Genomic DNA, 21329 nt, shown 5'->3' with positions numbered 1-21329 from the left:
TAACGACGGCCGGTAGCATGCCTGGGCGATCGAAAGGAGCTCACACGTGCCATATCGCCTGACGGTGATCGGGACCGGATACCTGGGCATCACGCATGCGGCCTGCATGGCGGATCTCGGATTCGACGTCCTGGGCCTCGACATCGACGCCGACAAAGTCCGCTGTCTCAACCGAGGTGAGCTCCCCATCCACGAGCCCGGGCTCGAACCCGTGCTCCGCCGCGGCCTCCAATCCGGCCGGCTGCGCTTCACCACCTCCTACGAGGAGGCCGCCGCCTTCGGCGACGTGCACTTCATCTGCGTGGGCACGCCGCAGAAGCGCGGCGAGTACGCCGCCGACGTCTCCTACATGGACGCCGCCGTCGAGTCGCTGGCGCCGCACCTCGACCGCGAGTGCCTGGTGGTCGGCAAGTCCACCGTGCCCGTCGGCACCGCGGGCCGGCTCGCCGACAAGCTCGCCCGGCTGGCCCCGGCCGGCATCGAGGCCGAGCTGGCCTGGAACCCCGAGTTCCTGCGTGAGGGCTTCGCCGTGCAGGACACGCTCACGCCCGACCGCATCGTGATCGGCGTGCGGTCCGAGCGGGCCGAGAAGGTGCTGCGCGAGGTGTACCAGCCGCTGGGCGACGTGCCGATGGTGGTGACCGACTTCGCGACGGCCGAGCTGGTCAAGACCGCGGCCAACGCCTTCCTGGCCACCAAGATCTCGTTCATCAACGCCATGGCCGAGGTCTGCGAGGCCGCGCACGCCGACGTCAAGCAGTTGTCGGAGGCGCTGTCCTACGACGACCGCATCGGCGGCCGGTTCCTGAACGCCGGGCTCGGGTTCGGCGGCGGCTGCCTGCCCAAGGACATCCGGGCGTTCATGGCCCGCGCCGGCGAACTGGGCGCCGACCAGGCGCTGACGTTCCTGCGCGAGGTGGACGCCATCAACATGCGCCGCCGCGCCCGCATGGTGGACCTGGCGCGCGAGCTGGCCGGCGGCTCGTTCCACGGCTGCACGGTCGGGGTGCTGGGAGCCGCGTTCAAGCCCAACTCCGACGACATCCGCGACTCGCCCGCGCTCGACGTCGCGGTCACGATCGGCCACCAGGGCGGGCAGGTCACGGTGTACGACCCGATCGCGCTGGACAACGCCCGCAAGGCGCACCCGGAGCTCAAGTACGGCGACTCGGCGCTGGAGGCGGCCCGCGGGGCGCACGTGGTGCTGCTGCTCACCGAGTGGCAGGAGTTCGTCGACCTCGACCCGGAGACGCTGGGGCAGGTGGTCGCCACCCGCAGGATCGTCGACGGTCGCAACGCGCTCAACGCCGAGACCTGGCGCGCCGCCGGCTGGCACTACCGCGCCCTCGGCAGACCATAGGTTCATTTTCGGTGACGGCACGGCCGAGCAGGCCGCCACCCGCCGCAAGGGGCTGCGGGCCTCCAGGAAGACGCCCGCTGACCGGGTGACGGCGGGCCGCCGTCACGCCGTCTTCCGGACCGTGGCTTCCGGATGCGGGGCAGCCACGGCCTCCCTCACGGAGGGTCGCCCAGAGCGGCCGCTTCGGCGCGCAGGCGCTCGCCCTTGGCGTACGCCTGCTCCTTGAGCCGTTCCTGGAAGTCCTCCATGCGTCGCCGCAGCTCGGGGTCGGCGGCGGCGAGGATGCGCACGGCCAGCAGCCCCGCGTTGCGTGCCCCGCCCACGGCGACGGTGGCGACGGGCACCCCGGCGGGCATCTGGACGATCGACAGCAGGGAGTCCATGCCGTCGAGGTACTTCAGCGGCACCGGCACCCCGATGACGGGCAGCGGGGTCACCGAGGCCAGCATGCCGGGCAGGTGGGCCGCGCCGCCCGCGCCGGCGATGATGACGCGCAGGCCCCGGGAGGCGGCCTGACGGCCGTAGTCGATCATCTCGGTGGGCATGCGGTGCGCCGAGACCACGTCGGCCTCGAACGGCACGCCGAACTCGGCCACCGCCTCGGCCGCCGCCTTCATCACGGGCCAGTCGGAGTCGCTCCCCATGACGATGCCGATGCTCACGCCGTCTCCTTCGCGGGCCGCGGGGACATCCCGGTCACGTGTACTCCCCCGTGGTGAGGTGGACGGCGGCGTGGCGGGCGCGGGCTCGGACGGCGTCGAGGTCGTCGCCGACGGCCGTCACGTGGCCGATCTTGCGGCCGGGCCGCACCTGCTTGCCGTAGAAGTGCACCTTGATGCCGGGGTCGTGCGCCATCACGTGTTCATAGCGCTTGAACAGGTCGGGGTCGTCGCCGCCGAGCAGGTTGGCCATGACGACGACGGGCGCGGTCATGGCCGGCGAGCCGAGCGGCAGGTCGAGCACGGCCCGCAGGTGCTGCTCGAACTGCGACGTGCGCGCGCCCTCGATCGTCCAGTGGCCGCTGTTGTGCGGGCGCATGGCCAGCTCGTTGACCACGAGCCCGTGGCCGGTGTCGAACATCTCCACCGCCAGCAGCCCTGTCACGCCCAGCTCGTGGGCGATCTGCAGGGCGATGCGCTGGGCCTGCGCGGCCTCCTCCGGGTCCAGCCCGGGGGCGGGCGCGAGCACCTCGACGCAGATGCCGTCCTGCTGCACGGTCTCGACGACCGGGTAGCTGACGCCCTGGCCGTGGGGCGAGCGGGCGACCAGCACGGCCAGCTCCCGCCGGAACGGCACGAAAGCCTCGGCCATCAGCGGCACCCCGGCCGCGAAGGCCGTCTCGGCGTCGGCGGCCGAGCGGCACACCCACACGCCGCGGCCGTCGTAGCCGCCCCGGACGGCCTTGAGGACCACCGGCCAGCCGTGCTCGGCTGCGAAGGCGGTGACGTCCTCGACGCCGGCCACCCTGGCCCAGGCGGGGCACGGCGCGCCGAGGGCGGTGAGCCGCTCGCGCATGACCGCCTTGTCCTGGGCGTGGACGAGCGCCGCCGCCCCGGGGTGCACCGCGTAGCCGTCGGCGGCCAGCGCGCTGATGTGCTCGGTGGGGACGTGCTCGTGGTCGAACGTGATCGCGTCGCACCCCTTGGCGAACGCGCGCAGGTCGCCGAGGTCGCGGTAGTCGCCGATCCGGGTGTCGACGATGACCCGGGCGGCGCTCTCGTCAGGGGCGTTGGCCAGCACCCGCAGCTCGACGCCCAGGGCGATGGCGGGCTGCTGCGTCATCCGGGCCAGTTGGCCCGCGCCGACCACGCCGACGACCGGGCCGATGGGGCTGTAGGAACTCACGTGTGGTGAGCTTACCGGGACGCACCGGCTGCTTCGCAGCCGCGCCCCAGTTCAGCGCCGTCGCCCGGGGCGGCCCGGCGTGATCGGGTCGTCCACGGCGGATTGCTCATAATGAGCCTTTGTCCGGGCATAAGCCGATATGAGGGATGTACTGCCATGAGCGGTGATCCTCCCCGCTCCGACCCGGGCCGAGGGTCGCGACCAGTAGGCTGGTGACCCCAAGCCTCACAGGCGCCGCGCACAGGGAAGGACCGACCAGGAGACGTGGACTTCATCAAGCCCCTCTACCAGCGGTTCGAGGCCCTGCTGCGCGAGCTGACCAAGTTCGGCATCGTCGGCGGGCTCGCCTTCCTGCTCGACCTCGGCATGCTCAACCTGTTCCTGATGCTCGACCAGGGCCCGCTGACGTCCAAGGTGTTCGCGGCGGTCGTCTCGACGACCTTCGCCTACGTCGGCAACAGGTTCTGGACGTTCCGGCACCGGGAGCAGAGCGGCCTCGGCCGCGAGTACTTCCTGTTCTTCATGCTCAACGGCATAGCCCTGCTGATCGGCCTGCTGGTGATCGGCTTCACCCGCTACACGCTCGGCCTGAGCGACCTGCTGAGCCTCAACATCGCCAACATCATCGGCGTCGGCCTCGGCACCCTGTTCCGCTTCTGGTCGTACAAGAAGTGGGTGTTCCTGGAGGCCACCGAGCCCATCCCCACCGAGCTGCCGGACGTGGAGGTCAGGCAGGACCGGTGACGACCCGGGTCGGGCCGTTCTCGTCGGCCGGCCGCAGGAAGATCGCGAACGTCGCGGGGCGGCGCCGTACCAGCTCCAGCCGGCCGCCGTCGGCGGCGGCCAGGGCACGGGCCAGCGTCAGCCCCAGCCCGGTGCCGCCTCCACCGCTCACGTTGCGCTCGAAGACCTTGGGCGCGATGTCGTCGGCGATCCCGGGCCCCTCGTCGGCCACCTCGACCACGATGTAGGTGTCGCCCTGGGTGGTGGTGACCGTGACGGTCCCGGCGCCGTGGCGCAGGGAGTTCTCCAGCAGCGTGGCGATGACCTGGCCGAAGCCGCCGGTCGTGGCCAGCGCCTTCAGTCCCCGGGCGCCTTCGAGCAGCAGCGTGCGGTCACCGCCGCGGAAGACCGGCTCCCACTCGGTGATCTGCTGGATGAGCACCTCGTCGATGGCCACCGGTTCGGCCTGCGCGTGGCGCTGCCTGCGGGCCGCGGCGAGCAGTTCGTCGATCACCGCGGTGAGCCGCTCGGCCTGCACGATGGCGGCCTCGCCCTCCTCGCGCACGGTCTCCGGGTCGTCGCAGGCGGCCACGATCTCCTCCAGGCGCATGGTCAGCCCCGTCAGCGGCGTGCGTAGCTGGTGGGAGGCGTCGGTGGCGAACTCGCGCTCGCGGGTCAGCAGGTCGGAGATGCGGGTGGCGCTGCGGTCGAGCACCTCGGCCACCCGGTCCAGCTCCGGTATGCCGTAGCGGTGCCGGCTCGGCCGGGCGTCGCCGGAGCCCAGCCGTTCGGCGATCTTGGCCAGGTCCTGGAGCGGCAGCGTCAACCGGCGCGACTGCACGATGGCCAGGCCCACCGCCACGGCCAGAGCCGCGACGGCCAGGGCCACGATCAGCAGCAGGCGCGCGCGCACGTCCTGTTCGATCTGGTCCCGGTCGCGACTCACCCGGACGTAGATGCCGTTCTCGGACTGCGCGTCCTCGGCCATCTGCTGGCCCGCCGGCGGAGCCATGCCGACGATGGTCGCCTTGGGCGGGTTGGCCCGCTCGTAGATCTGGATGTGGCGGCCGGGATACTTCTGCTCAAGCTGCTGGGGATCCAGCGGTGTCTCCTGGATGCGGGCGTACTCCACCTCCCCCACGAGGCGGGTCGCCTCCGCCCTGAGCTCCTGGGCCGCCTCGTCGACGATCAGACGGCTGACCACGATGCCCAGCGGGACCCCCAGCAACAGGACCGCGATGACCGCGACCACCAGAGTCGAGGTGAGCAGACGGCGGCGCATCCCCTACTCGCGTTCGAAGCGGAAGCCGACTCCCCGGACCGTGGTGATGTAGCGGGGCTTGGCCGCGTCGTCACCGAGCTTGCGGCGTAGCCACGAGATGTGCATGTCGAGTGTCTTGGTCGAGCCCCACCAGTTGGTGTCCCACACCTCGCGCATGATCTGCTCGCGGGTGACCACCTTGCCGGCGTCGCGGACCAGCACGCGCAGCAGGTCGAACTCCTTGGTCGTCAGGTGCAGCTCCTTCTCCCCCATCCAGGCGCGGCGGGAGTCGGCGTCGATGCGGACGCCCTGGACCACCGGGGTCTCGGACGTGCCGCGGCGCAGCAGCGCTCGCACGCGGGCGAGCAACTCCGCCAGCCGGAACGGTTTGGTGACGTAGTCGTCGGCGCCGGCGTCGAGGCCGACGACGGTGTCGACCTCGTCGACACGGGCGGTGAGTATGAGCACCGGGGTGCCATGCCCTTCGGCGCGGATCCGGCGGGCGACCTCCAGCCCGTCCATCTCCGGCAGACCGAGGTCGAGAACGATCAGGTCGATGCCCCCCGACAGAGCCCTCTCCAGGGCCTGCGGGCCGTCGGGGCTCACCTCAACCTGATATCCCTCACGGCGCAGGGCACGCGCCAGCGGTTCGGAAATCGAGGTGTCATCCTCGGCGAGAAGTACGCAGGTCATGAAGCGATCGTAGGACCTTAAGCGATCGTTTCCCGGTCACAGCGCACGGTTTGACTCGTCGTTGACCTATCCATTGACCTGGGCAAACGCTGATAAATATCGGCTAGTCACGTTTAAATTACCGCGATTGTCGGGTGGAATGCACAATTTCGATCTTGCCATTCCCCGAAAAGGCTCCCCGGCCTCGGCGTGTCGCGCGACCCCGGCGGCGCCGGACGGGGCCACACCCCGAGGACCACGCGGCCGAGGACCACGCGGCCGGAACCACCCCGCGCCGAACCACCCGGCCGAACCACGACGCGCCGCGCCCGCCGGAGGGTCTCTCCGGCGGGCGCGGCGCGTGCGGTGACCGCGGGTCGGGCCCCGGTCAGTCGTCGCTGTACGACGGGTCGGTGTACCGGGCGAGATAGAGCTGCTCACCCAGGCTGTGGATCAGCGCCAGCTCGGTCTCCAGGTAGTCGATGTGGTGCTCCTCGTCGGCGAGGATCTCCTCGAAGATGCGGGCCGAGGTCGAGTCGCCCTTCTCGCGCATGAGCTGGATGCCGGGCCGCAGCCGCTGCACCACTCCCAGCTCGATCTCGAGGTCCGCCCGGAGCTGCTCCTCGACGGTCTGGCCGATGTGCAGGGTGCCCAGCCGCTGGTAGTTGGGCAGCCCCTCGAGGAACAGGATGCGATCGGTGAGCACCTCGGCGTGGCGCATCTCGTCGATCGACTCGTCGCGGGTGTACTTGGCCAGCTTGGTGTAGCCCCAGTTCTGCTGCATCTTGGCGTGCAGGAAGTACTGGTTGATCGCGGTCAGCTCAGCGGTCAGCTGCTCGTTGAGCAGTTCGATGATCTGCTTGTCGCCCTGCATGAACGGGCCCCTCGTGCCTAGGCGGTCGTGAGTTCTTCCGACCGTTTCAGGATCGCACATATCTTCCGGACACAAGAGGCGCAATCCCCCCCGGCACCCGTGGTGTCGCGCACCTGGCGCGCACTCCTGGCGCCGGCGGCGATGCAGTCGTGGACCTCGCTCTCGGTCACGGCACGACAGACACACACGTACATCGGGGGAGAAGCCTCTCAACACGTCGGAAACCCGCTTAGGTTAGGCAGGCCTAATGTAACCGACTTCGGTAAGGCTTGCCTATGTTAGCCGCGCCACAGATCGCGGGCTTCCGGGTCAGGCGTCAGTGTCCCCTGGCGATCCATTCCTCCAGGTGAGGCGCCTCCGCCCGGATCGAGGTGGAGTCGCCGTGGCCGGTGTGCACGACGGTCTCGCCGGGCAGTGTCAGCAGCCGGTCGCGGATCGACTCGATGATCGTCCCGAACGACGAGTAGGACCGGCCCGTGGCTCCCGGGCCGCCCTTGAACAGGGTGTCACCGCTGAACACGGCGCACAGGTCGGCCGTGTACAGGCACACCGCGCCGGGCGAGTGGCCGGGCGTGTGGAGCACCTCCAGCGCGATCCCGCCGGCCTCCAGCTTCTCACCGTCGGCCAGCGGCCGGTAGCGCACCTCGTCGCCGTAGACCTGCTCCCACAGCACCTGGTCGGCGGGGTGCAGCCGGATCGGCGCGCCGGTGAGCGCGGCCAGCTCGCCGGCCGCGTCGATGTGGTCGTTGTGGGCGTGGGTGCAGACGATCGCCCTGATCGTGCGCCCGCCGACGCGGTCGGCGATGGCCCGCGCGTCGTGCGCGGCGTCGATGACGAGGACCTCCCGGGCGTCGCCGACCAGCCACACGTTGTTGTCGACGTCCCAGGTGCCGCCGTCGAGCGAGAACGTCCCGGAGGTGATGACCCTGTCGAGCATCTAGAGGATCACCACCGATCGCAGCACGTCGCCCCGGTGCATCTTGGCGAACGCCTCCTCCACCTGGTCGAGCCGGATCGTCTCGCTGACGAACTTGTCCAGCGGCAGCCGGCCCTGCCGGAACAGGTCGATGAGCATGGGGAAGTCGCGGCTCGGCAGGCAGTCGCCGTACCAGGACGACTTCAGCGCGCCGCCCCGGCCGAACACGTCGAGCAGCGGCAGCTCCAGCGTCATCTCCGGCGTCGGCACGCCGACCAGCACGACCGTGCCCGCCAGGTCGCGGGCGTAGAACGCCTGCCGGTACGTCTCCGGCCGGCCCACCGCCTCGATGACCACGTCCGCGCCGAACCCGCCGGTGAGCTCCCGGATCGCCTCCACCGGGTCGCTCTCGCGGGAGTTCACCGTGTGCGTCGCGCCGAAGCCGCGCGCCCACTCCAGCTTCCGGTCGTCCACGTCCACCGCGACGATCGTGGCGGCGCCGGCCAGCGAGGCGCCGAGCACGGCCGCGTCGCCGACGCCGCCGCAGCCGATCACCGCGACCGAGTCGCCCCGGGTCACGCCGCCGGTGTTGATCGCGGCGCCGATGCCCGCCATCACCCCGCAGCCGAGCAGGCCGGCGACCTCGGCGGGCGCCTCGGCCGACACCTTGGTGCACTGGCCGGCCGCGACCAGCGTCTTGCCCAGGAACGCGCCGATGCCCAGCGCGGGCGACAGCTCCGTGCCGTCCGCCAGGGTCATCTTCTGCGTGGCGTTGTGGGTGGCGAAGCAGTACTGCGGCCGGCCGCGCAGGCAGGCGCGGCACTGGCCGCAGACGGCCCGCCAGTTGAGGATGACGAAGTCGCCCGGCTCCAGCCCCGTGACCCCCTCGCCGACCGCCTCGACGACGCCCGCCGCCTCGTGGCCGAGCAGGAACGGGTAGTCGTCGCTGATGCCCCCCTCGCGGTAGTGAAGGTCGGTGTGGCAGACACCGCAGGCCTGGACGGCGACCACGGCCTCGCCCGGCCCGGGGTCGGGCACGATCACCGTCTCGACGGAAACTTCTCTGCCTTTACCTCGGGCGATGACACCCTGAACTTCGTACGGCATGGCAGCCATCTTGTGTCAGGAGGGTGATCACCGCAAGACTCAGCGCCTCGCCGCGTCGGTGTCCGGCTCGCCGTCGGAGGCGTCCTCCAGCAGCCGGAACAGCTCGCCCCGGACCTCCTGGACGCGTGGGATGTCGCGCAGCACCAGCGGCCCGCGTTCCCCCGCCGACTCCACGGTGAGCGTGCCGCTGCCGAGCAGCCGCTCGATCAGCGTCTGGCCGGAGCCGACCGTGGTGATCCTGGCCATCGGGATCTCGTCGGTCGCCTTGTTCAGCACGCCGCTGCTGATCGTGAGCCGGTGGGTGGTGAGCACGTAGCCGGTGTTCTTCCATCGCAGGTAGGGGGCGAACGACCAGACGGTCAGCAGGGCCAGCGCGACGGCGCAGATGGCGATCCGGGCGTAGCCGGCGTACTCGAAGGAGCCCGGCACGAGCCAGAGCCCGGCGCCCGAGGCCGCGGCGATGAGCACGAGCGCGGCGAAGGGCCCGGCCAGCGTCCTCCAGTGCGGATGGAAGGACCTGACCCGCCGCTCACCCTCCGTGAGATGGTGATCCGGGATGGCCATGGGGCACATGGTGCCACCTCGGCGGTCGCGCGGCTACCCGCCCGGCCGGACGTGGACGACGTCGCCCGCGCTCAGCGTGTAGCGGCGGTCCTCGGCCGCGACCTGCAGGTGGCCCGCGCCGTCGATGCCGGTGGCCCGGCCGGTGAGGAACCGGTCGCCGGGCAGCTCGATCCGCACGTCGCGGCCGATGGTGGCGCTGGAGGCCTGGTAGGCGGCCCGCAGCCCGGACCGGTCGGCGTCTCCGCCGGCCTCACTCCAGTCGCGGTAGTGCGACTCCACCTCGCGCAGCACGGCCCGCAGCAGCGGGTCGCGGTCGAGGCAGGCGCCCTGCTGGATGGCCAGCGACGTGGCGGTCTGCACGGGCAGCTCCTCGGGTTTGAGCGACACGTTCAGGCCCATGCCGATGACGACCGCGTCCTCGGTCCGCTCGGCCAGCACGCCGGCCAGCTTGCGCTCGCCGATCAGCAGGTCGTTCGGCCATTTGAGCCGCACGTCCAGCTCCGCGAGCCGCCGCACGGCCGTGGCGGCGGCGACGCCGAACAGCAGCGGCAGCCAGCCCTGCGTGTCCACCGGCGGGCCGGGCCGCAGCAGCACCGAGACCATGAGCCCGGAGCGGGGCGGGGCGGTCCAGGCGCGGCCGTGCCGGCCCCGGCCGGCCACCTGCTCCTCGGCCACCAGCACCGCCCCTTCCGGGGCGCCCTCGCGGGCCAGGGCGGCGAGATCGGCGTTGGTCGAGCCGGTGCGTTCGACGACGGTCACGCCCGTCCACACGCCGCCCGGACGGACCAGGGCTCGGTTCAGCGCCGCCTCGGAGAGAGGCGGGCGCTCCAGGTCGGAGTAGCGCGAGTCGGGCACCCTTCCATCTTGGCGGACCGCCCCGCACGGTCCGCACCGGCCCCTCCCCGGGCCGCGGCTAGGCCGTGCGGCGAAGATGGAGGGGTGCGCTACCTCACACTCCCCGTCACGTTCTCCCTCGCGCGGCGGCCATGACCGGCCGCCCGGGACCCACCACCCGTGTCCGCGTCCGCCGGCTCACCGGCGCCACGGCCGGTGACCGCCGCGACGACCTGGCCACCGAGGAGCCGCTGGAGATCCGCCTCGCCTCGCCCGACGGCACCCGCCGGACCGTCGCGATCACCATGCGGACCCCCGGTCACGACTTCGAGCTGGCCGCCGGATTCCTGCACGGCGAGGGCCTGGCCACGCCGGACGGCATCGCGGCGATCGGCTACTGCGCCGACGAGGACGTGCCGCCCGAGGCGCGCTACAACACGGTGACCGTGCGGCTGCGCGGGCCCGTCCCCGACCTGCCGTCGCTGGACCGGCACTTCCTGACCTCCAGCGCCTGCGGCGTGTGCGGGTCGGCCGGCCTGGACGCGTTGCGCGACCGCTGCCGTCCCCTGCCGCCGGGTCCGGTCACGCTCACCCCCGAGGTCCTGTACGGCCTGCCGGATCGGCTGCGCGAGGCGCAGGGCGTGTTCGGCAAGACGGGCGGCCTGCACGCGGCGGGCCTGTTCACGGCCGAGGGCGAGCTGGTGGCGGTGCGGGAGGACGTGGGCCGGCACAACGCGGTGGACAAGGTGCTCGGCTGGTCGGCGCTGTCCGGGGGGCTGCCGCTGGACCGGCACGTGCTCATGGTCAGCGGCCGGACGAGCTACGAGATCATGCAGAAGGCGCTGGCGGCCGGCGTCCCGGTGGTGTGCGCGGTGTCGGCGCCCTCGTCGCTGGCCGTGGACCTGGCCAGGGAGTTCGGGATGACGCTGGTGGGGTTCCTGCGCGGCGAGCGGTGCAACGTCTACGCGGGCTTCGACCGGGTGCGGTCAGTAGTGGAATAAAGCATTCCGTTCTGCTATTCTGGGAACAGAACAAGCCGTTCCGCTTCTTCGCCCGAGAGGTTCCGTCATGAGCGCCGAGATCCGCCCCTTCCGCATCGACATCCCCCAGACCGACATCGACGACCTGCGCGACCGCCTGCGCCGCACCCGCTGGAGCCACGAGCTGCCCGGCGAGGGCTGGAGCCGCGGCGTCCCCACCGGCTACCTGCGCGAGCTGGCCGCCTACTGGGCCGACCGCTACGACTGGCGGGCCGCCGAGGCCCGGCTCAACGCGTTCCCGCAGTTCGTCACCGAGGTCGACGGCCAGCCGATCCACTTCGCGCACGTCCGCTCCGCCAACCCCGACGCCACCCCCCTGCTGCTCCTGCACGACTGGCCCGCCTCGTTCGCCGTGTTCGCCGAGGTCATCGACGAGCTGTCACGCGACTTCCACGTCGTGGCCGCCGACATGCCCGGCTTCGGCTTCTCCGGCCCGCTCGCCGGTCCCGGCTGGAACGTCGGCCGGATCGCCGGTGCGTTCGTCGAGGTCATGGACCGGCTCGGATACGACCGCTTCGGCGTGCAGGGTCAGGGCGGCGGCGCGTGGACCGCCGTCGAGATCGGCCGCCAGGCGGCGGACAAGGTCGTCGGCGTGCACGTCAACGGCCTGGTCACCTTCCCGTCCGAGGACCCGGCCGACTTCGCCGGGCTGACCGAGGCCGAGCAGGAGCGGCTGGCCCGGCTGCAGAACTTCCGCGACGACATGATGGGCTTCAACATCATCCAGTCCACCCGCCCGAAGACCGTGGCCTACGGGCTGCACGACTCCCCCGTCGGCCAGCTCGCCTGGATCGTGGAGAAGTTCAAGGAGTGGACCGACGCCGAGCGCGAGCTGCCGGAGGACGCGGTGGACCGCGACCTGCTGCTGACCAACGTCAGCCTCTACTGGTTCACCGGCACCGCCGGGTCGTCCGCCAACCTCTACTACGAGATGGCCCACGACGCCTCCGCCTGGGCGCCCAAGGAGCGCGGCACCGTCCCCACCGGCGTGGCCGTGGCGCTGAGCACCGACGTCGCCATCCGGCGCTTCGCCGAGCGCGACAGCAACGTCGTCCACTGGTCGGAGCTGGCGCGCGGCGGCAACTTCCTGCCCGCCGAGCAGCCCGCCGCCTTCGTCGAGGACGTGCGGACGTTCTTCGCCTCGCTCTGACCCACCCCGCTGCGCGACCGATGACCGGACCGCCGCGGCCCCCACCGGGGAAGGCCGCGGCTTCCGGCCGTCAACCCGTGTTCTGCAGGCCCGCGGCGACGCCGTTCACCGACAGCAGGAGCAGCGTGGACAGGCGGTCACGCTCGTCGTCGGTGAAGGTGCTCGTGCGCAGCGCGCGCAGGGCGCGGAGCTGCAGGTGCGACAGCGCGTCCACGTACGGGTCGCGGAGCTGGACGGCACGCGAGAGGACCTTGCGGTTCTCCAGCAGGCGGGTGTGACCGGTGACCTGGAGCACCAGGGAGCGGGTGCGGTCGTACTCCGCCAGCACCTGCTCCGTGAAGTCGGCCCGGCCGCCCAGCTCCAGGTAGCGCTCCGCGATGGACCGGTCGGTCTTGGCCAGCGACATCTCGGCGTTGTCGAGCATCGCGTTGAACAGCGGCCACTCCCGGTAGGCCGCGCGCAGCTCGTCCAGCGAGGCGACCGACGCGAGCCCGGTGCCCAGGCCGTACCAGCCGGGCAGGTTGACCCGGGTCTGCGCCCAGGCGAACACCCACGGGATGGCCCTCAGGTCGTCGAGCGAGCGCGGCGCGCCGAGCCCCCGGCGGGCCGGCCGGGAGCCGAGGCGCAGCGAGCCCAGCTCCTCCAGCGGGCTCACCAGGGCGAACCACTCGGGGAAGCCTGCGGCCTCGGTCAGCGACCGGTACGCCCGCTCCGAAGCGATCGCCACCTGCTCGGCGAGACCGCGGAAGCGGTCGGCGGCGGCGGCCGTGCGCGCGCCGACCGTCGGCGACGAGGCCAGCAGGACGGCGTTGGCCACCTGCTCCATGTGCCGCCGGGCGATCGCCGTGTGCCCGTAGCGGGCGAAGATGACCTCACCCTGCTCGGTGACCTTGAAGCTGCCCGCGACCGACCCCGGAGCCTGGGCGAGCACGGCCCGGTTGGCCGGGCCGCCGCCGCGGCCGAGCGCGCCGCCCCGGCCGTGGAACATGCGCAGCCGCACGTCGTGCTCGGCGGCCCAGGCCGTGAGCCGCTCCTGCGCCTCGTACAGGCGCAGCGTCGCGGCGGCCGGCCCCAGCTCCTTGGCCGAGTCGGAGTAGCCGAGCATGATCTCCATGCGCCGCCCGGTGGCGGCCAGCCGCTCCTGGACCTGCGGGATCTCCAGCATGCCCGACAGCACCCGCGGCGAGTTGGCGAGGTCCTGGCCCGACTCGAAGAGCGGCACCACGTCCAGCACCGGCGCCCGCGAGCCGAGCGCGTGCCGCGCCAGCTCGTGGACGGCGGCCACGTCGGCGGCGTCGCGGGTGAAGGAGACGACGTAGCGCGAGCAGGCCCGCACGCCGAACCGCTCCTGGATCCACCCGATCACCCGGATCGTGGCCAGCACCTCCTCGGTGCGCTCCGACAGCTCGCCACCTGCCCGCACCTCCTCCAGCGCGGCCGCGTGCACCTGGGAGTGCTGGCGCACCTCCAGCTCGGCGAGGTGGAAGCCGAACGTCTCCACCTGCCAGACCAGGTGCTGCAACTCCCCGTACGCCTGCCGCCTGGCGCTGCCGGCCAGCGAGTCCTGGACCAGGCGCAGGTCGGCGAGCAGGTCGCCGGGCGAGAGGTAGGCCAGGTCGAGGTCGCGGCGGCGGGTCGCCGCGATGCGGGCCGCCACGAACAGCAGCCACTGCCGGTGCGGCTCGCGCGGCGAGCGGGTGGCCAGCTCGGAGACCAGTTCGGGGTGGGCATCCTCGGCGGCGGCGATCGCGGCCGTCAGCTCGGGCGACGGCGCGGCGAACTGGGCGGTGGCGGTGAGCGTGCGGCCGATGCGCGTGGTGGCGGTCTCCAGCGCGCTCAGCACGTGCTCCGCCTGGATCTGAACGGCCTCACGGGTGACCTTGGCGGTGACGTTGGGGTTGCCGTCGCGGTCGCCGCCGATCCAGCTCCCGTAGCGGATGAACGGCCTGGCCAGCGGCGGGCGGGTGCCGCTGTCGCCGGCGAGCGCCACGTCCAGCGACCGGTAGACCTGCGGCACCACCCGGAAGAGGGTCTCGTCGAAGGCGGCCATGGCCGTGCGCACCTCGTCGAGCGGGTCGAGCTTGCTCGGGCGCAGGTGGGCCGTGCGCCACAGCAGGTCGATCTCCTCCAGCAGCCGGCGCCTGCTCTCGGCCCGTTCGGAGGCGCCGCGGCCCGGCGTGTTGTACTCGGTGAGCTGACCGCTGATCCGCTGGATGGCGGTGACGACCGCGCGCCGGCGCGCCTCCGTGGGATGCGCGGTGAGCACCGGGTGCAGCTCCAGGCTCTCCACCAGCTCGGCGACGCGCTCGGCGCCCAGCTCGTGCACCGCCTGCGCCAGCGACTCGCGCTGCACGCCGCCCTCGGTGTCGCGCTCGCGCAGCGTCCGGATGCGGTAGTGCTCCTCGGCCAGGTTGGCCAGATGGAAGTAGCAGGTGAAGGCGCGGGCGATCTGCACCGCCCGGTCGACCTCCCATTCGGCGACCATGGCGCTGACCTCGTCGGCCGAGGCCTCACCTCTGCGGGCGGCGATGACGGCCTTGCGCAGCCGTTCGACGTCGGCCAGCAGGTCCTCGCCGCCCTGTTCGGCGATCACCTGGCCGAGCAGTTTGCCGAGCAGCCGCACATCGTGGCGGAGCTCTTCGGGCATCTCGGTGACGGCGGCGCTACGACGCTCGATCCCCTGGTCAATCATGTCTCGAAGGGTATCCAGTCGTCGTGAACGGCCGTATCCGGGTCTCACCTATTGGACTAGACCACTGGTCACGAGGGCTTCGACACGGCCGCCACGAGGTCCGGCATCCGGGCGAAGCCGATCCTCGCGCCGAGGCGGCGGCCGAGCGTGGCGGCCAGCAGCCCGTACAGCGGCGCCACGGCGCTGACCCACGCGGCTCCGAGCGTCACCGGCAGCACCAGCGGCAGCGAACCGGCCACGACGCCGAGCAGCGCGCCCATGGAGGAGGCGAACGCCTGCCCGCCCTGGCCGGGGGCGGCGCCGGTGAAGGCGTTCATCCGCTCCGGCACCGTGTACGGGATGGTGACGCTGGTCACCGAGCCGGCGCCGAGGCCGACGCCGAGCACGCCCCACGCGGTCAGCACGGCCGGCACGATCATCACCGGGGCGCCGGCGAACAGGGCGGCGGCCGTGGCGACCACCACCAGCACGGGCGTCGCCACCAGCGCCGTCGCCAGATGCCGGCCCGCCAGGTCGGTGCGGAAGTGCTCCTCCGAGCCGCAGGCGACGACGTTCATCCAATAGGACGGGCCGTCGATGCCGAAGGCGTTGCCCGACTGCAGCGCGATCATCGCCGCGCCGATGCTCGTCAGCACGACCGGCAGCCACGGCCCCGGCGCTCCCTGCGTGTTGCCGCTCAGGCTGAAGGCGAGCACCACGGTGACGACGATGGCGGTGAACCAGATCACCCGCAGCCGCGGGTCCCTGCGCAGGTACTTCAGCTCCTTGCCGACGACGGCGGCCAGCGGCCCGTCGGGCAGCAGCCGGTCGAGCAGGCCGCTCCCCTCGCGCACGGACCCGGCCTGCGTCGAGGCGTCGGGCGTCACCAGGGCCCGGCCCAACACCTTGATCCACAGCCAGGCGGCCACGGCCACGACGAGCGCCACGACGAGCAGCTCCGCCAGCCCCGTCAGGCCGCCGTCGGCGATGGCGTGGGCGGTCAGACCCGACGGCGTCCACCTGAGCACGCCCGCCGCGCTGTGCAGCATCGCCCGCGGGTCCGCGAGGTCGGCGTTGAGGAGCAGGTTGGGGAGCTGGGCGAGCAGCACGACGAAGACGGCCGCCACGGCCAGCACGTCACGGCCGCGCCGGGTGCGCAGCGCGCCGGACAGGGACGTGGTCACCAGCCGCGACAGCACCAGGCAGAGCGCGAACTGCAGGAACACGGCCACCAGCCCGACCAGCACGCCACCCACGCCCGTGGCCAGGCCGGCCAGCGCGCCGGCCGTGACGATCAGCGTCGCGAGCGGCCACACGCCGGTGGCGGAGGCGGTGAACATGCCGACCGCGAGCTGCCCCGTACGCAGGGGGAACAGCGACAGCCGGGCCGGGTCGAGCGTGTCGTCCAGGCCGAACGCCAGCAGCGGCACCACCATCCAGCTGATGAGGAAGACGGTGTAGACGACGATGACGAGGTCGACGGCGACGTCCTGCGGCGCCAGCCGGACCAGCGCCATGAGGGCGAAGCCGCCCGCGGTCAGGAGCGCGGCCATGACGAGCGTGAAGCCGAAGCCGAGCTTGCGTTCGAGGTCGCCGCGCAGGTTTCCGGCGAGCAGCCGGAGCTTCAGCCGGGCGAACAGCTCGACCGTGCCCGGCACGCTCCACCGCGGCGGCGCGTTCACCGCTGCTCCTCCGGAGCGGCCGAACGGGCGCCGAGCCAGGTGAGGCCCGCGTCGCCGGTGCCGCGCGGCCCGCCGACCAGGGTGAGGAACGCCTCGTTGAGGCTGCGTCCGCCGCGCACCTCCGCCAGCGGGCCCTGCGCCACGATGGCGCCGCCGCTCATCACCGACACCCAGTCGCACAGCCGCTCGACGAGGTCCATGACGTGGCTGGAGAAGACGACGGTCGAACCGGAGGCGGTGAAGCGTCGCAGCACCTCGGTGAGCGTGCTGGCGCTGACCGGGTCGACGCCCTCGAACGGCTCGTCGAGGAAGAGCACCGACGGGTTGTGCAGCAGCGCGGCCGCCAGGCCGATCTTCTTGCGCATGCCGGTGGAGTAGTCGACGACGAGCTTGTCGGCGGCGCCGGCCAGGTCCATGACGTTCAGCAGTTCGTCGGCGCGCCGCTCGACGTCGGCCTTGGGGATGCCTCTCAACCGGCCGCTGTAGAGCAGCAGCTCGCGGCCCGACAGCCGTTCGAACAGCCGCAGCCCCTCGGGCAGCACCCCGATGCGGGCCTTGACCAGCACCTGGTCGCGCCAGACGTCGAGCCCGTCGACCTCGGCCCGGCCGCCGTCGGGCCGGAGCAGCCCGGTGACCATGCCGAGGGTCGTGGTCTTGCCGGCGCCGTTGGGGCCGACGAGCCCCGCGAAGCTGCCCGCCGGGACGACGAGCTCGACCCCGGCGACGGCGACCTGAGGTCCGTAGCGCTTGAAGAGCCCGTGTGTGCGAACCGCGTCCGTCATGGAACCACCTTAGGAGGAGGGATTACCCTTGCGCGCATGACAGCTGCCGAGCCCACGCCCGCCGAGCCGGACATCCACACCACCGCCGGGAAGATCGCAGACCTGGAGCGCCGGCGGGACGAGGCCGTGCACGCGGGTTCGGCGGCGGCGGTCGACAAGCAGCACGCCAAGGGCAAGATGACGGCGCGTGAGCGGATCCTGGCGCTGCTGGACGAGGGCTCGTTCGTGGAGTTCGACGAGTTGGCCAGGCACCGCTCGACGATGTTCGGGCTCGACAGGAAGCGGCCCTACGGCGACGGGGTGATCACCGGTCACGGCACCGTGGACGGCCGTCAGGTGTGCGTCTTCTCGCAGGACGTGACGGTGTTCGGCGGCTCGCTCGGCGAGGTGTACGGCGAGAAGATCGTCAAGGTGCTGGACATGGCGCTGAAGACGGGCTGCCCGATCATCGGCGTCAACGAGGGCGGCGGCGCGCGCATCCAGGAGGGCGTGGTCGCGCTCGGGCTCTACGCCGAGATCTTCAAGCGCAACGTGCACGCCTCGGGGGTGATCCCGCAGATCTCGCTCATCATGGGCGCGGCGGCCGGCGGGCACGTCTATTCTCCGGCGCTGACCGATTTCATCGTGATGGTGGACCAGACCTCGCAGATGTTCATCACCGGTCCCGACGTGATCAAGACGGTGACCGGTGAGGAGGTGACGTTCGAGGAACTGGGCGGCGCGCACACGCACAACACCAAGTCCGGCGTGGCCCATTACCAGGCGGCCGACGAGCACGACGCGCTCGAATACGTCAAGGCGCTGCTGTCCTACCTGCCGTCCAACAACCTGGACGAGGCGCCGGTCTTCGAGGCCGCCGCCGACCTGGAGCCCGATCCCGACCTCGACCTGCTGATCCCCGACTCGGCCAACCAGCCGTACGACATGCACCAGGTCATCGAGCACGTGCTGGACGACGGGGAGTTCCTGGAGGTGCAGGCGCTGTTCGCGCCGAACATCGTGGTCGGGTACGGCCGGGTGGACGGGCAGTCGGTCGGAGTGGTGGCCAACCAGCCCATGCATTTCGCCGGATGCCTGGATATCGACGCCTCCGAGAAGGCCGCGCGATTCATTCGCACCTGCGACGCATTCAATATCCCCATTCTGACATTTGTTGATGTTCCGGGTTTCCTGCCGGGCACGGATCAGGAATGGAACGGAATCATCCGCCGTGGCGCCAAGCTGCTCTACGCCTACGCCGAGGCGACCGTTCCGCTGATCACGGTCATCACCCGCAAGGCGTACGGCGGGGCGTACGACGTCATGGGCTCCAAGCACCTGGGCGCCGACGTCAACCTGGCCTGGCCGACCGCGCAGATCGCGGTGATGGGCGCGCAGGGCGCCGTCAACATCCTCTACCGGCGCGAGCTCGCCACGGCCGAGCAGCCTGACGCGGAGCGGGCCAGGCTCGTCACCGAGTACGAGGACACCCTGGCCAACCCGTACATCGCGGCCGAGCGCGGCTACGTGGACGCGGTGATCAAGCCGTCGGAGACCCGGCCGCAGATCATCAGGGCGCTACGCGCGCTGCGGAACAAGCGGGCCTCCTTGCCACCGAAGAAGCATGGGAACATCCCTCTATGAGTGGACATCTGCGCATTGTTCGCGGCGACGCGAGCCCCGAGGAGATCGCCGCCCTGGTGACGGTGCTCGCCGCCCGGCGGGCGGCCCCGAAGGCGCCCGCCCCGCCACCCGCGCGAACGTGGCGAAACCCCGCCCGGCAGATGCGTAAGCCCCTCTCCACGGGGAAGTCGGCTTGGCGGACGAGCGCCCTCCCCTAGATAGATCCCGGGAAACGGGTGTCAAGTTCCCGAGGAGTTGGGACTATCTAGAAAAGTAGGAGTATATAGTCGGCCGATCAACTAACGCCGCGGCCTGGAGGACATCATGGGCATCCCAGACCTCATGCCGCATCCTGTGGCAGCGAAGTACGCCGTCCTGGTGGATGTCGGTTATCTGTATGCCGCCGCAGGAGAAGTCCTGCTGGGGGCCAAGGAACGCAAGGAATACCGGGTGGCCGCCGATGAGCTGATCCAGAGCCTGCAGAAACACGCGACGGAACGCATTTCCGGCGAACTCCTGCGGATCTATTGGTATGACGCAGCCCGCGATCGCGTGCCCACCGTTGACCAGCGCGTGATCGCCCAGCTCCCCTGGGTCAAGGTCCGGCTCGGCAACCTCAACGCGCGGGGCCAGCAGAAAGGGGTGGACGCGCAGATCAGGAGCGACCTGGAGGCGTTGGCCCGGCACCACGCGGTGACCGACACGATACTGCTGGCGGGCGACGAGGACATGGTGCCCGCGGTGGAGGCGGCCCAGGCTTACGGGGTGCGCATCCACCTGTGGGGCGTCGAGCCGCCCTACGGCACCAACCAGGCCGAGCGGCTCGTGTGGGAGTCCGACACCGTCGAAGTGATCTCCGCTGATTTCCTGAGGCCCTTTTTCAGTCGTGCTCCGCAGCCCGTCGCGGTGCCGCCGCCGGCCGCGGCGCCGTCGCCCGCGCAGGTGTTCGCCGGACGGGCGCCCGCCAAGCCGCACGTCAAGCCGGGCCAGGTGGCCAAGCTCGGGCCGAGCCGCCCCCGCGTGGAGGACGTCGGCGAGCACGTGGCGCAGAAGTGGATCCTCACCCGCGGCCGCGACAACATCCGCGACCTGCTACCGGGGCCGATCCTGCCGACCGTCATCGACACCGAGCTGCTGATCGAGGCCGAGAAGGAGCTGGGTCACTCGCTGCGGCCGTTCCCCGAGGCACGCGTGTGGCTGCGCGACGGCTTCTGGGCGCGCGTCTACCGCGAGTTCGACCTGGGAGTCGGGGTCTCCTCGAAGTGACCTCCCCGCAGCATCGCCTCGGCCACCGCGGTGCGCGCGTACAGGACCCACCGGCCGGTGCGGTGTGAGGTGCACAGCCCGGCGGCGCGCAGCGCGGTGAGGTGCCGGTTGGCGCCGGGCTCCGACAGCCCGGCGCGCTGGGCCAGGTCGCGGGTCGAGGCGGGCTGGTCCAGCTCGGCCAGCAGCCGCGCCCGCGTGCGGCCGAGCACCGCCGCCAGCGCCTCCGGCGCGTCCACCGCGCGCCGTTCCCACAGCGTGGCGACACCGCGCGGCGGGTAGCGGACCGTCGGCTGGTAGGGCGGCGTGGTGACGGAGAAGACCCGCGGCCAGGCGAACACGCACGGCACCAGCAGCAGTCCCAGCCCGCGCAGCGAGCGCGTCCCGGACACGTACCGGTGTTCCAGGCGCAGGCGGCCGTCCCGCCAGGTGACGGCCGCGTCGAGATCGGCCAGCATGCGTCCGGCGCCGCCCTCCGCCAGCAACCTGGCCCGGCGCAGGATCTCGCCTTCGAGCAGCGACCTGATCCGCGGCCAGTACGGGGCCATGGCGGCCTCCCAGTAGGCGCCGACCTCCCCCGCCAGACGTTCCAGCCCTCTCTCCGGGTCCTCGTACAGGGCCATGATTCGTTTCGTCCGGGGACCTCCCACGCTGTCCAGGTCGGCGCGGACACGGCCGGCGGCGGCGCGCATCGTGGCGAGCTCCAGTTCCAGGTCGGGCATGGAGGTGGACGGCGGCGTGCAGGTGAACCCTGCGATCGAGATGGTCGGCACGGGCACGAGATCGGACAGCAGCCGCCAGTCGACGTCCGCCAGGCGGCGCCGCACCTGCTGGGCCCAGGGGCGCAGGGCGGGATGGGCAGCGGGGTCCTTGACGACGCGGACACTGGCGATGACCTCGCCGAGAGGTGAGACGGCGAAGCGGATGTTGGCCAGATCCTGGGCCGTGAACGACAGCTCCAGAGGCATTGGATTAGCGTCTCA

At 71.7% G+C, this 21329-nt stretch carries 21 protein-coding genes; 7 read left to right on the top strand and 14 right to left on the bottom strand.

Annotation, left to right across the window (positions count from 1 at the left end):
* The first annotated feature begins 46 nt into the window (after positions 1-46).
* Positions 47-1360: a UDP-glucose dehydrogenase family protein gene (locus tag ACGF0J_RS01600; RefSeq protein WP_393141222.1), complete on the top strand. Its 1314-nt coding sequence runs from the start codon at positions 47-49 to the stop codon at positions 1358-1360.
* Positions 1361-1515: 155 nt separating this feature from the next.
* Here ACGF0J_RS01600 and purE read toward each other — a convergent pair whose 3' ends face one another.
* Entirely contained in the window at positions 1516-2004 is a 489-nt protein-coding gene (purE, locus tag ACGF0J_RS01595; protein WP_393141820.1) for a 5-(carboxyamino)imidazole ribonucleotide mutase, read from the bottom strand.
* A 52-nt stretch (positions 2005-2056) separates the two neighbouring features.
* Positions 2057-3205 carry a 5-(carboxyamino)imidazole ribonucleotide synthase gene (locus tag ACGF0J_RS01590; RefSeq protein ID WP_393141220.1) on the bottom strand — a complete coding sequence of 383 codons (1149 nt, stop codon included), beginning with the start codon at positions 3203-3205 and terminating at the stop codon, positions 2057-2059.
* A 264-nt stretch (positions 3206-3469) separates the two neighbouring features.
* Between ACGF0J_RS01590 and ACGF0J_RS01585 the strand changes: the two genes are divergently transcribed.
* Complete coding sequence (locus ACGF0J_RS01585) at positions 3470-3949, top strand: GtrA family protein (protein WP_393141218.1); 480 nt, start codon at positions 3470-3472, stop codon at positions 3947-3949.
* Here the strand turns inward: ACGF0J_RS01585 and ACGF0J_RS01580 are convergent.
* The 8 genes from ACGF0J_RS01580 to ACGF0J_RS01545 form a co-directional block, all read right to left on the bottom strand.
* Positions 3933-5210, bottom strand: coding sequence for an ATP-binding protein (locus ACGF0J_RS01580; protein ID WP_393141216.1), 1278 nt, complete (start codon positions 5208-5210; stop codon positions 3933-3935). The two genes, ACGF0J_RS01585 and ACGF0J_RS01580, sit on opposite strands and share 17 nt — an antisense overlap.
* Before the next feature lie 3 nt (positions 5211-5213).
* Positions 5214-5882, bottom strand: a complete 669-nt coding sequence (locus ACGF0J_RS01575) for a response regulator transcription factor (RefSeq protein ID WP_043620820.1) — start codon at positions 5880-5882, stop codon at positions 5214-5216.
* A 367-nt stretch (positions 5883-6249) separates the two neighbouring features.
* Positions 6250-6735 carry a bacterioferritin gene (gene bfr, locus ACGF0J_RS01570; RefSeq protein ID WP_393141214.1) on the bottom strand — a complete coding sequence of 162 codons (486 nt, stop codon included), beginning with the start codon at positions 6733-6735 and terminating at the stop codon, positions 6250-6252.
* Positions 6736-6752: 17 nt separating this feature from the next.
* Complete coding sequence (locus ACGF0J_RS01565) at positions 6753-6929, bottom strand: bacterioferritin-associated ferredoxin (RefSeq protein WP_393141212.1); 177 nt, start codon at positions 6927-6929, stop codon at positions 6753-6755.
* 122 nt (positions 6930-7051) lie between these two features.
* Positions 7052-7672 carry an MBL fold metallo-hydrolase gene (locus ACGF0J_RS01560; protein ID WP_393141210.1) on the bottom strand — a complete coding sequence of 207 codons (621 nt, stop codon included), beginning with the start codon at positions 7670-7672 and terminating at the stop codon, positions 7052-7054.
* On the bottom strand, positions 7673-8758 hold the full coding sequence (locus ACGF0J_RS01555) for an S-(hydroxymethyl)mycothiol dehydrogenase (protein ID WP_393141208.1): 1086 nt from the start codon (positions 8756-8758) through the stop codon (positions 7673-7675).
* Positions 8759-8797: 39 nt separating this feature from the next.
* Positions 8798-9322, bottom strand: a complete 525-nt coding sequence (locus ACGF0J_RS01550) for a PH domain-containing protein (RefSeq protein ID WP_393141206.1) — start codon at positions 9320-9322, stop codon at positions 8798-8800.
* Between the two features lie 33 nt (positions 9323-9355).
* Entirely contained in the window at positions 9356-10177 is an 822-nt protein-coding gene (locus tag ACGF0J_RS01545; RefSeq protein WP_393141204.1) for a biotin--[acetyl-CoA-carboxylase] ligase, read from the bottom strand.
* A gap of 131 nt (positions 10178-10308) precedes the next feature.
* Here ACGF0J_RS01545 and fdhD point away from each other — a divergent pair, with 131 nt between their 5' ends.
* Positions 10309-11157, top strand: coding sequence for a formate dehydrogenase accessory sulfurtransferase FdhD (fdhD, locus tag ACGF0J_RS01540; RefSeq protein WP_393141202.1), 849 nt, complete (start codon positions 10309-10311; stop codon positions 11155-11157).
* A gap of 67 nt (positions 11158-11224) precedes the next feature.
* On the top strand, positions 11225-12346 hold the full coding sequence (locus ACGF0J_RS01535) for an epoxide hydrolase family protein (protein ID WP_393141200.1): 1122 nt from the start codon (positions 11225-11227) through the stop codon (positions 12344-12346).
* Between the two features lie 70 nt (positions 12347-12416).
* Here the strand turns inward: ACGF0J_RS01535 and ACGF0J_RS01530 are convergent, their stop codons facing one another.
* From ACGF0J_RS01530 to ACGF0J_RS01520, 3 genes are all read right to left on the bottom strand, one after another.
* Complete coding sequence (locus ACGF0J_RS01530; RefSeq protein WP_393141198.1) at positions 12417-15038, bottom strand: phosphoenolpyruvate carboxylase; 2622 nt, start codon at positions 15036-15038, stop codon at positions 12417-12419.
* A gap of 68 nt (positions 15039-15106) precedes the next feature.
* Positions 15107-16699 (bottom strand): hypothetical protein, encoded by a 1593-nt coding sequence (locus tag ACGF0J_RS01525; protein ID WP_393141196.1) that lies wholly within the window; start codon positions 16697-16699, stop codon positions 15107-15109.
* The gene (locus ACGF0J_RS01520; protein WP_393141194.1) at positions 16696-17481 is read right to left on the bottom strand and encodes an ABC transporter ATP-binding protein; all 786 of its coding nucleotides are present in this window, start codon (positions 17479-17481) and stop codon (positions 16696-16698) included. Before ACGF0J_RS01520 ends, ACGF0J_RS01525 begins: the two co-directional genes overlap by 4 nt.
* Before the next feature lie 36 nt (positions 17482-17517).
* On the opposite strand from ACGF0J_RS01520, the gene ACGF0J_RS01515 reads away from it, so the two are divergent.
* The 3 genes from ACGF0J_RS01515 (at position 17518) to ACGF0J_RS01505 (ending at position 20349) form a co-directional block, all read left to right on the top strand.
* Positions 17518-19104, top strand: a complete 1587-nt coding sequence (locus ACGF0J_RS01515) for an acyl-CoA carboxylase subunit beta (RefSeq protein ID WP_393141192.1) — start codon at positions 17518-17520, stop codon at positions 19102-19104.
* The gene (locus ACGF0J_RS01510) at positions 19101-19301 is read left to right on the top strand and encodes an acyl-CoA carboxylase subunit epsilon (RefSeq protein ID WP_393141190.1); all 201 of its coding nucleotides are present in this window, start codon (positions 19101-19103) and stop codon (positions 19299-19301) included. The genes ACGF0J_RS01515 and ACGF0J_RS01510 overlap by 4 nt, the downstream gene beginning before the upstream one ends.
* A gap of 106 nt (positions 19302-19407) precedes the next feature.
* A complete protein-coding gene (locus ACGF0J_RS01505; RefSeq protein ID WP_101783790.1) occupies positions 19408-20349 on the top strand; it encodes an NYN domain-containing protein in 942 nt (313 codons plus the stop codon).
* On the opposite strand, the gene ACGF0J_RS01500 is transcribed toward ACGF0J_RS01505, so the two are convergent.
* Positions 20307-21314, bottom strand: coding sequence for a DUF5937 family protein (locus ACGF0J_RS01500; RefSeq protein ID WP_393141188.1), 1008 nt, complete (start codon positions 21312-21314; stop codon positions 20307-20309). The genes ACGF0J_RS01505 and ACGF0J_RS01500 overlap by 43 nt on opposite strands.
* Between the last annotated feature and the right edge of the window lie 15 nt (positions 21315-21329).

Origin of the sequence: Nonomuraea sp. NPDC047897 (assembly GCF_043204415.1) — a bacterium.
Classification (GTDB): domain Bacteria; phylum Actinomycetota; class Actinomycetes; order Streptosporangiales; family Streptosporangiaceae; genus Nonomuraea.
This window is presented reverse-complemented; position numbering and strand designations above follow the sequence as displayed.

Excerpts from the sequence above, each read along its gene's own strand:
- ACGF0J_RS01500 (WP_393141188.1), bottom strand. The coding sequence starts at position 21,314 with ATGCCTCTGGAGCTGTCGTTCACGGCCCAGGATCTGGCCAACATCCGC.
- ACGF0J_RS01550 (WP_393141206.1), bottom strand. The coding sequence starts at position 9,322 with ATGGCCATCCCGGATCACCATCTCACGGAGGGTGAGCGGCGGGTCAGG.
- ACGF0J_RS01580 (WP_393141216.1), bottom strand. The coding sequence starts at position 5,210 with ATGCGCCGCCGTCTGCTCACCTCGACTCTGGTGGTCGCGGTCATCGCG.
- ACGF0J_RS01520 (WP_393141194.1), bottom strand. The coding sequence starts at position 17,481 with ATGACGGACGCGGTTCGCACACACGGGCTCTTCAAGCGCTACGGACCT.
- ACGF0J_RS01535 (WP_393141200.1), top strand. The coding sequence starts at position 11,225 with ATGAGCGCCGAGATCCGCCCCTTCCGCATCGACATCCCCCAGACCGAC.
- ACGF0J_RS01555 (WP_393141208.1), bottom strand. The coding sequence starts at position 8,758 with ATGCCGTACGAAGTTCAGGGTGTCATCGCCCGAGGTAAAGGCAGAGAA.
- ACGF0J_RS01530 (WP_393141198.1), bottom strand. The coding sequence starts at position 15,038 with ATGATTGACCAGGGGATCGAGCGTCGTAGCGCCGCCGTCACCGAGATG.
- ACGF0J_RS01560 (WP_393141210.1), bottom strand. The coding sequence starts at position 7,672 with ATGCTCGACAGGGTCATCACCTCCGGGACGTTCTCGCTCGACGGCGGC.
- fdhD (WP_393141202.1), top strand. The coding sequence starts at position 10,309 with ATGACCGGCCGCCCGGGACCCACCACCCGTGTCCGCGTCCGCCGGCTC.
- ACGF0J_RS01515 (WP_393141192.1), top strand. The coding sequence starts at position 17,518 with ATGACAGCTGCCGAGCCCACGCCCGCCGAGCCGGACATCCACACCACC.
- bfr (WP_393141214.1), bottom strand. The coding sequence starts at position 6,735 with ATGCAGGGCGACAAGCAGATCATCGAACTGCTCAACGAGCAGCTGACC.
- ACGF0J_RS01565 (WP_393141212.1), bottom strand. The coding sequence starts at position 6,929 with ATGTACGTGTGTGTCTGTCGTGCCGTGACCGAGAGCGAGGTCCACGAC.
- ACGF0J_RS01505 (WP_101783790.1), top strand. The coding sequence starts at position 19,408 with ATGGGCATCCCAGACCTCATGCCGCATCCTGTGGCAGCGAAGTACGCC.
- purE (WP_393141820.1), bottom strand. The coding sequence starts at position 2,004 with ATGGGGAGCGACTCCGACTGGCCCGTGATGAAGGCGGCGGCCGAGGCG.
- ACGF0J_RS01575 (WP_043620820.1), bottom strand. The coding sequence starts at position 5,882 with ATGACCTGCGTACTTCTCGCCGAGGATGACACCTCGATTTCCGAACCG.
- ACGF0J_RS01510 (WP_393141190.1), top strand. The coding sequence starts at position 19,101 with ATGAGTGGACATCTGCGCATTGTTCGCGGCGACGCGAGCCCCGAGGAG.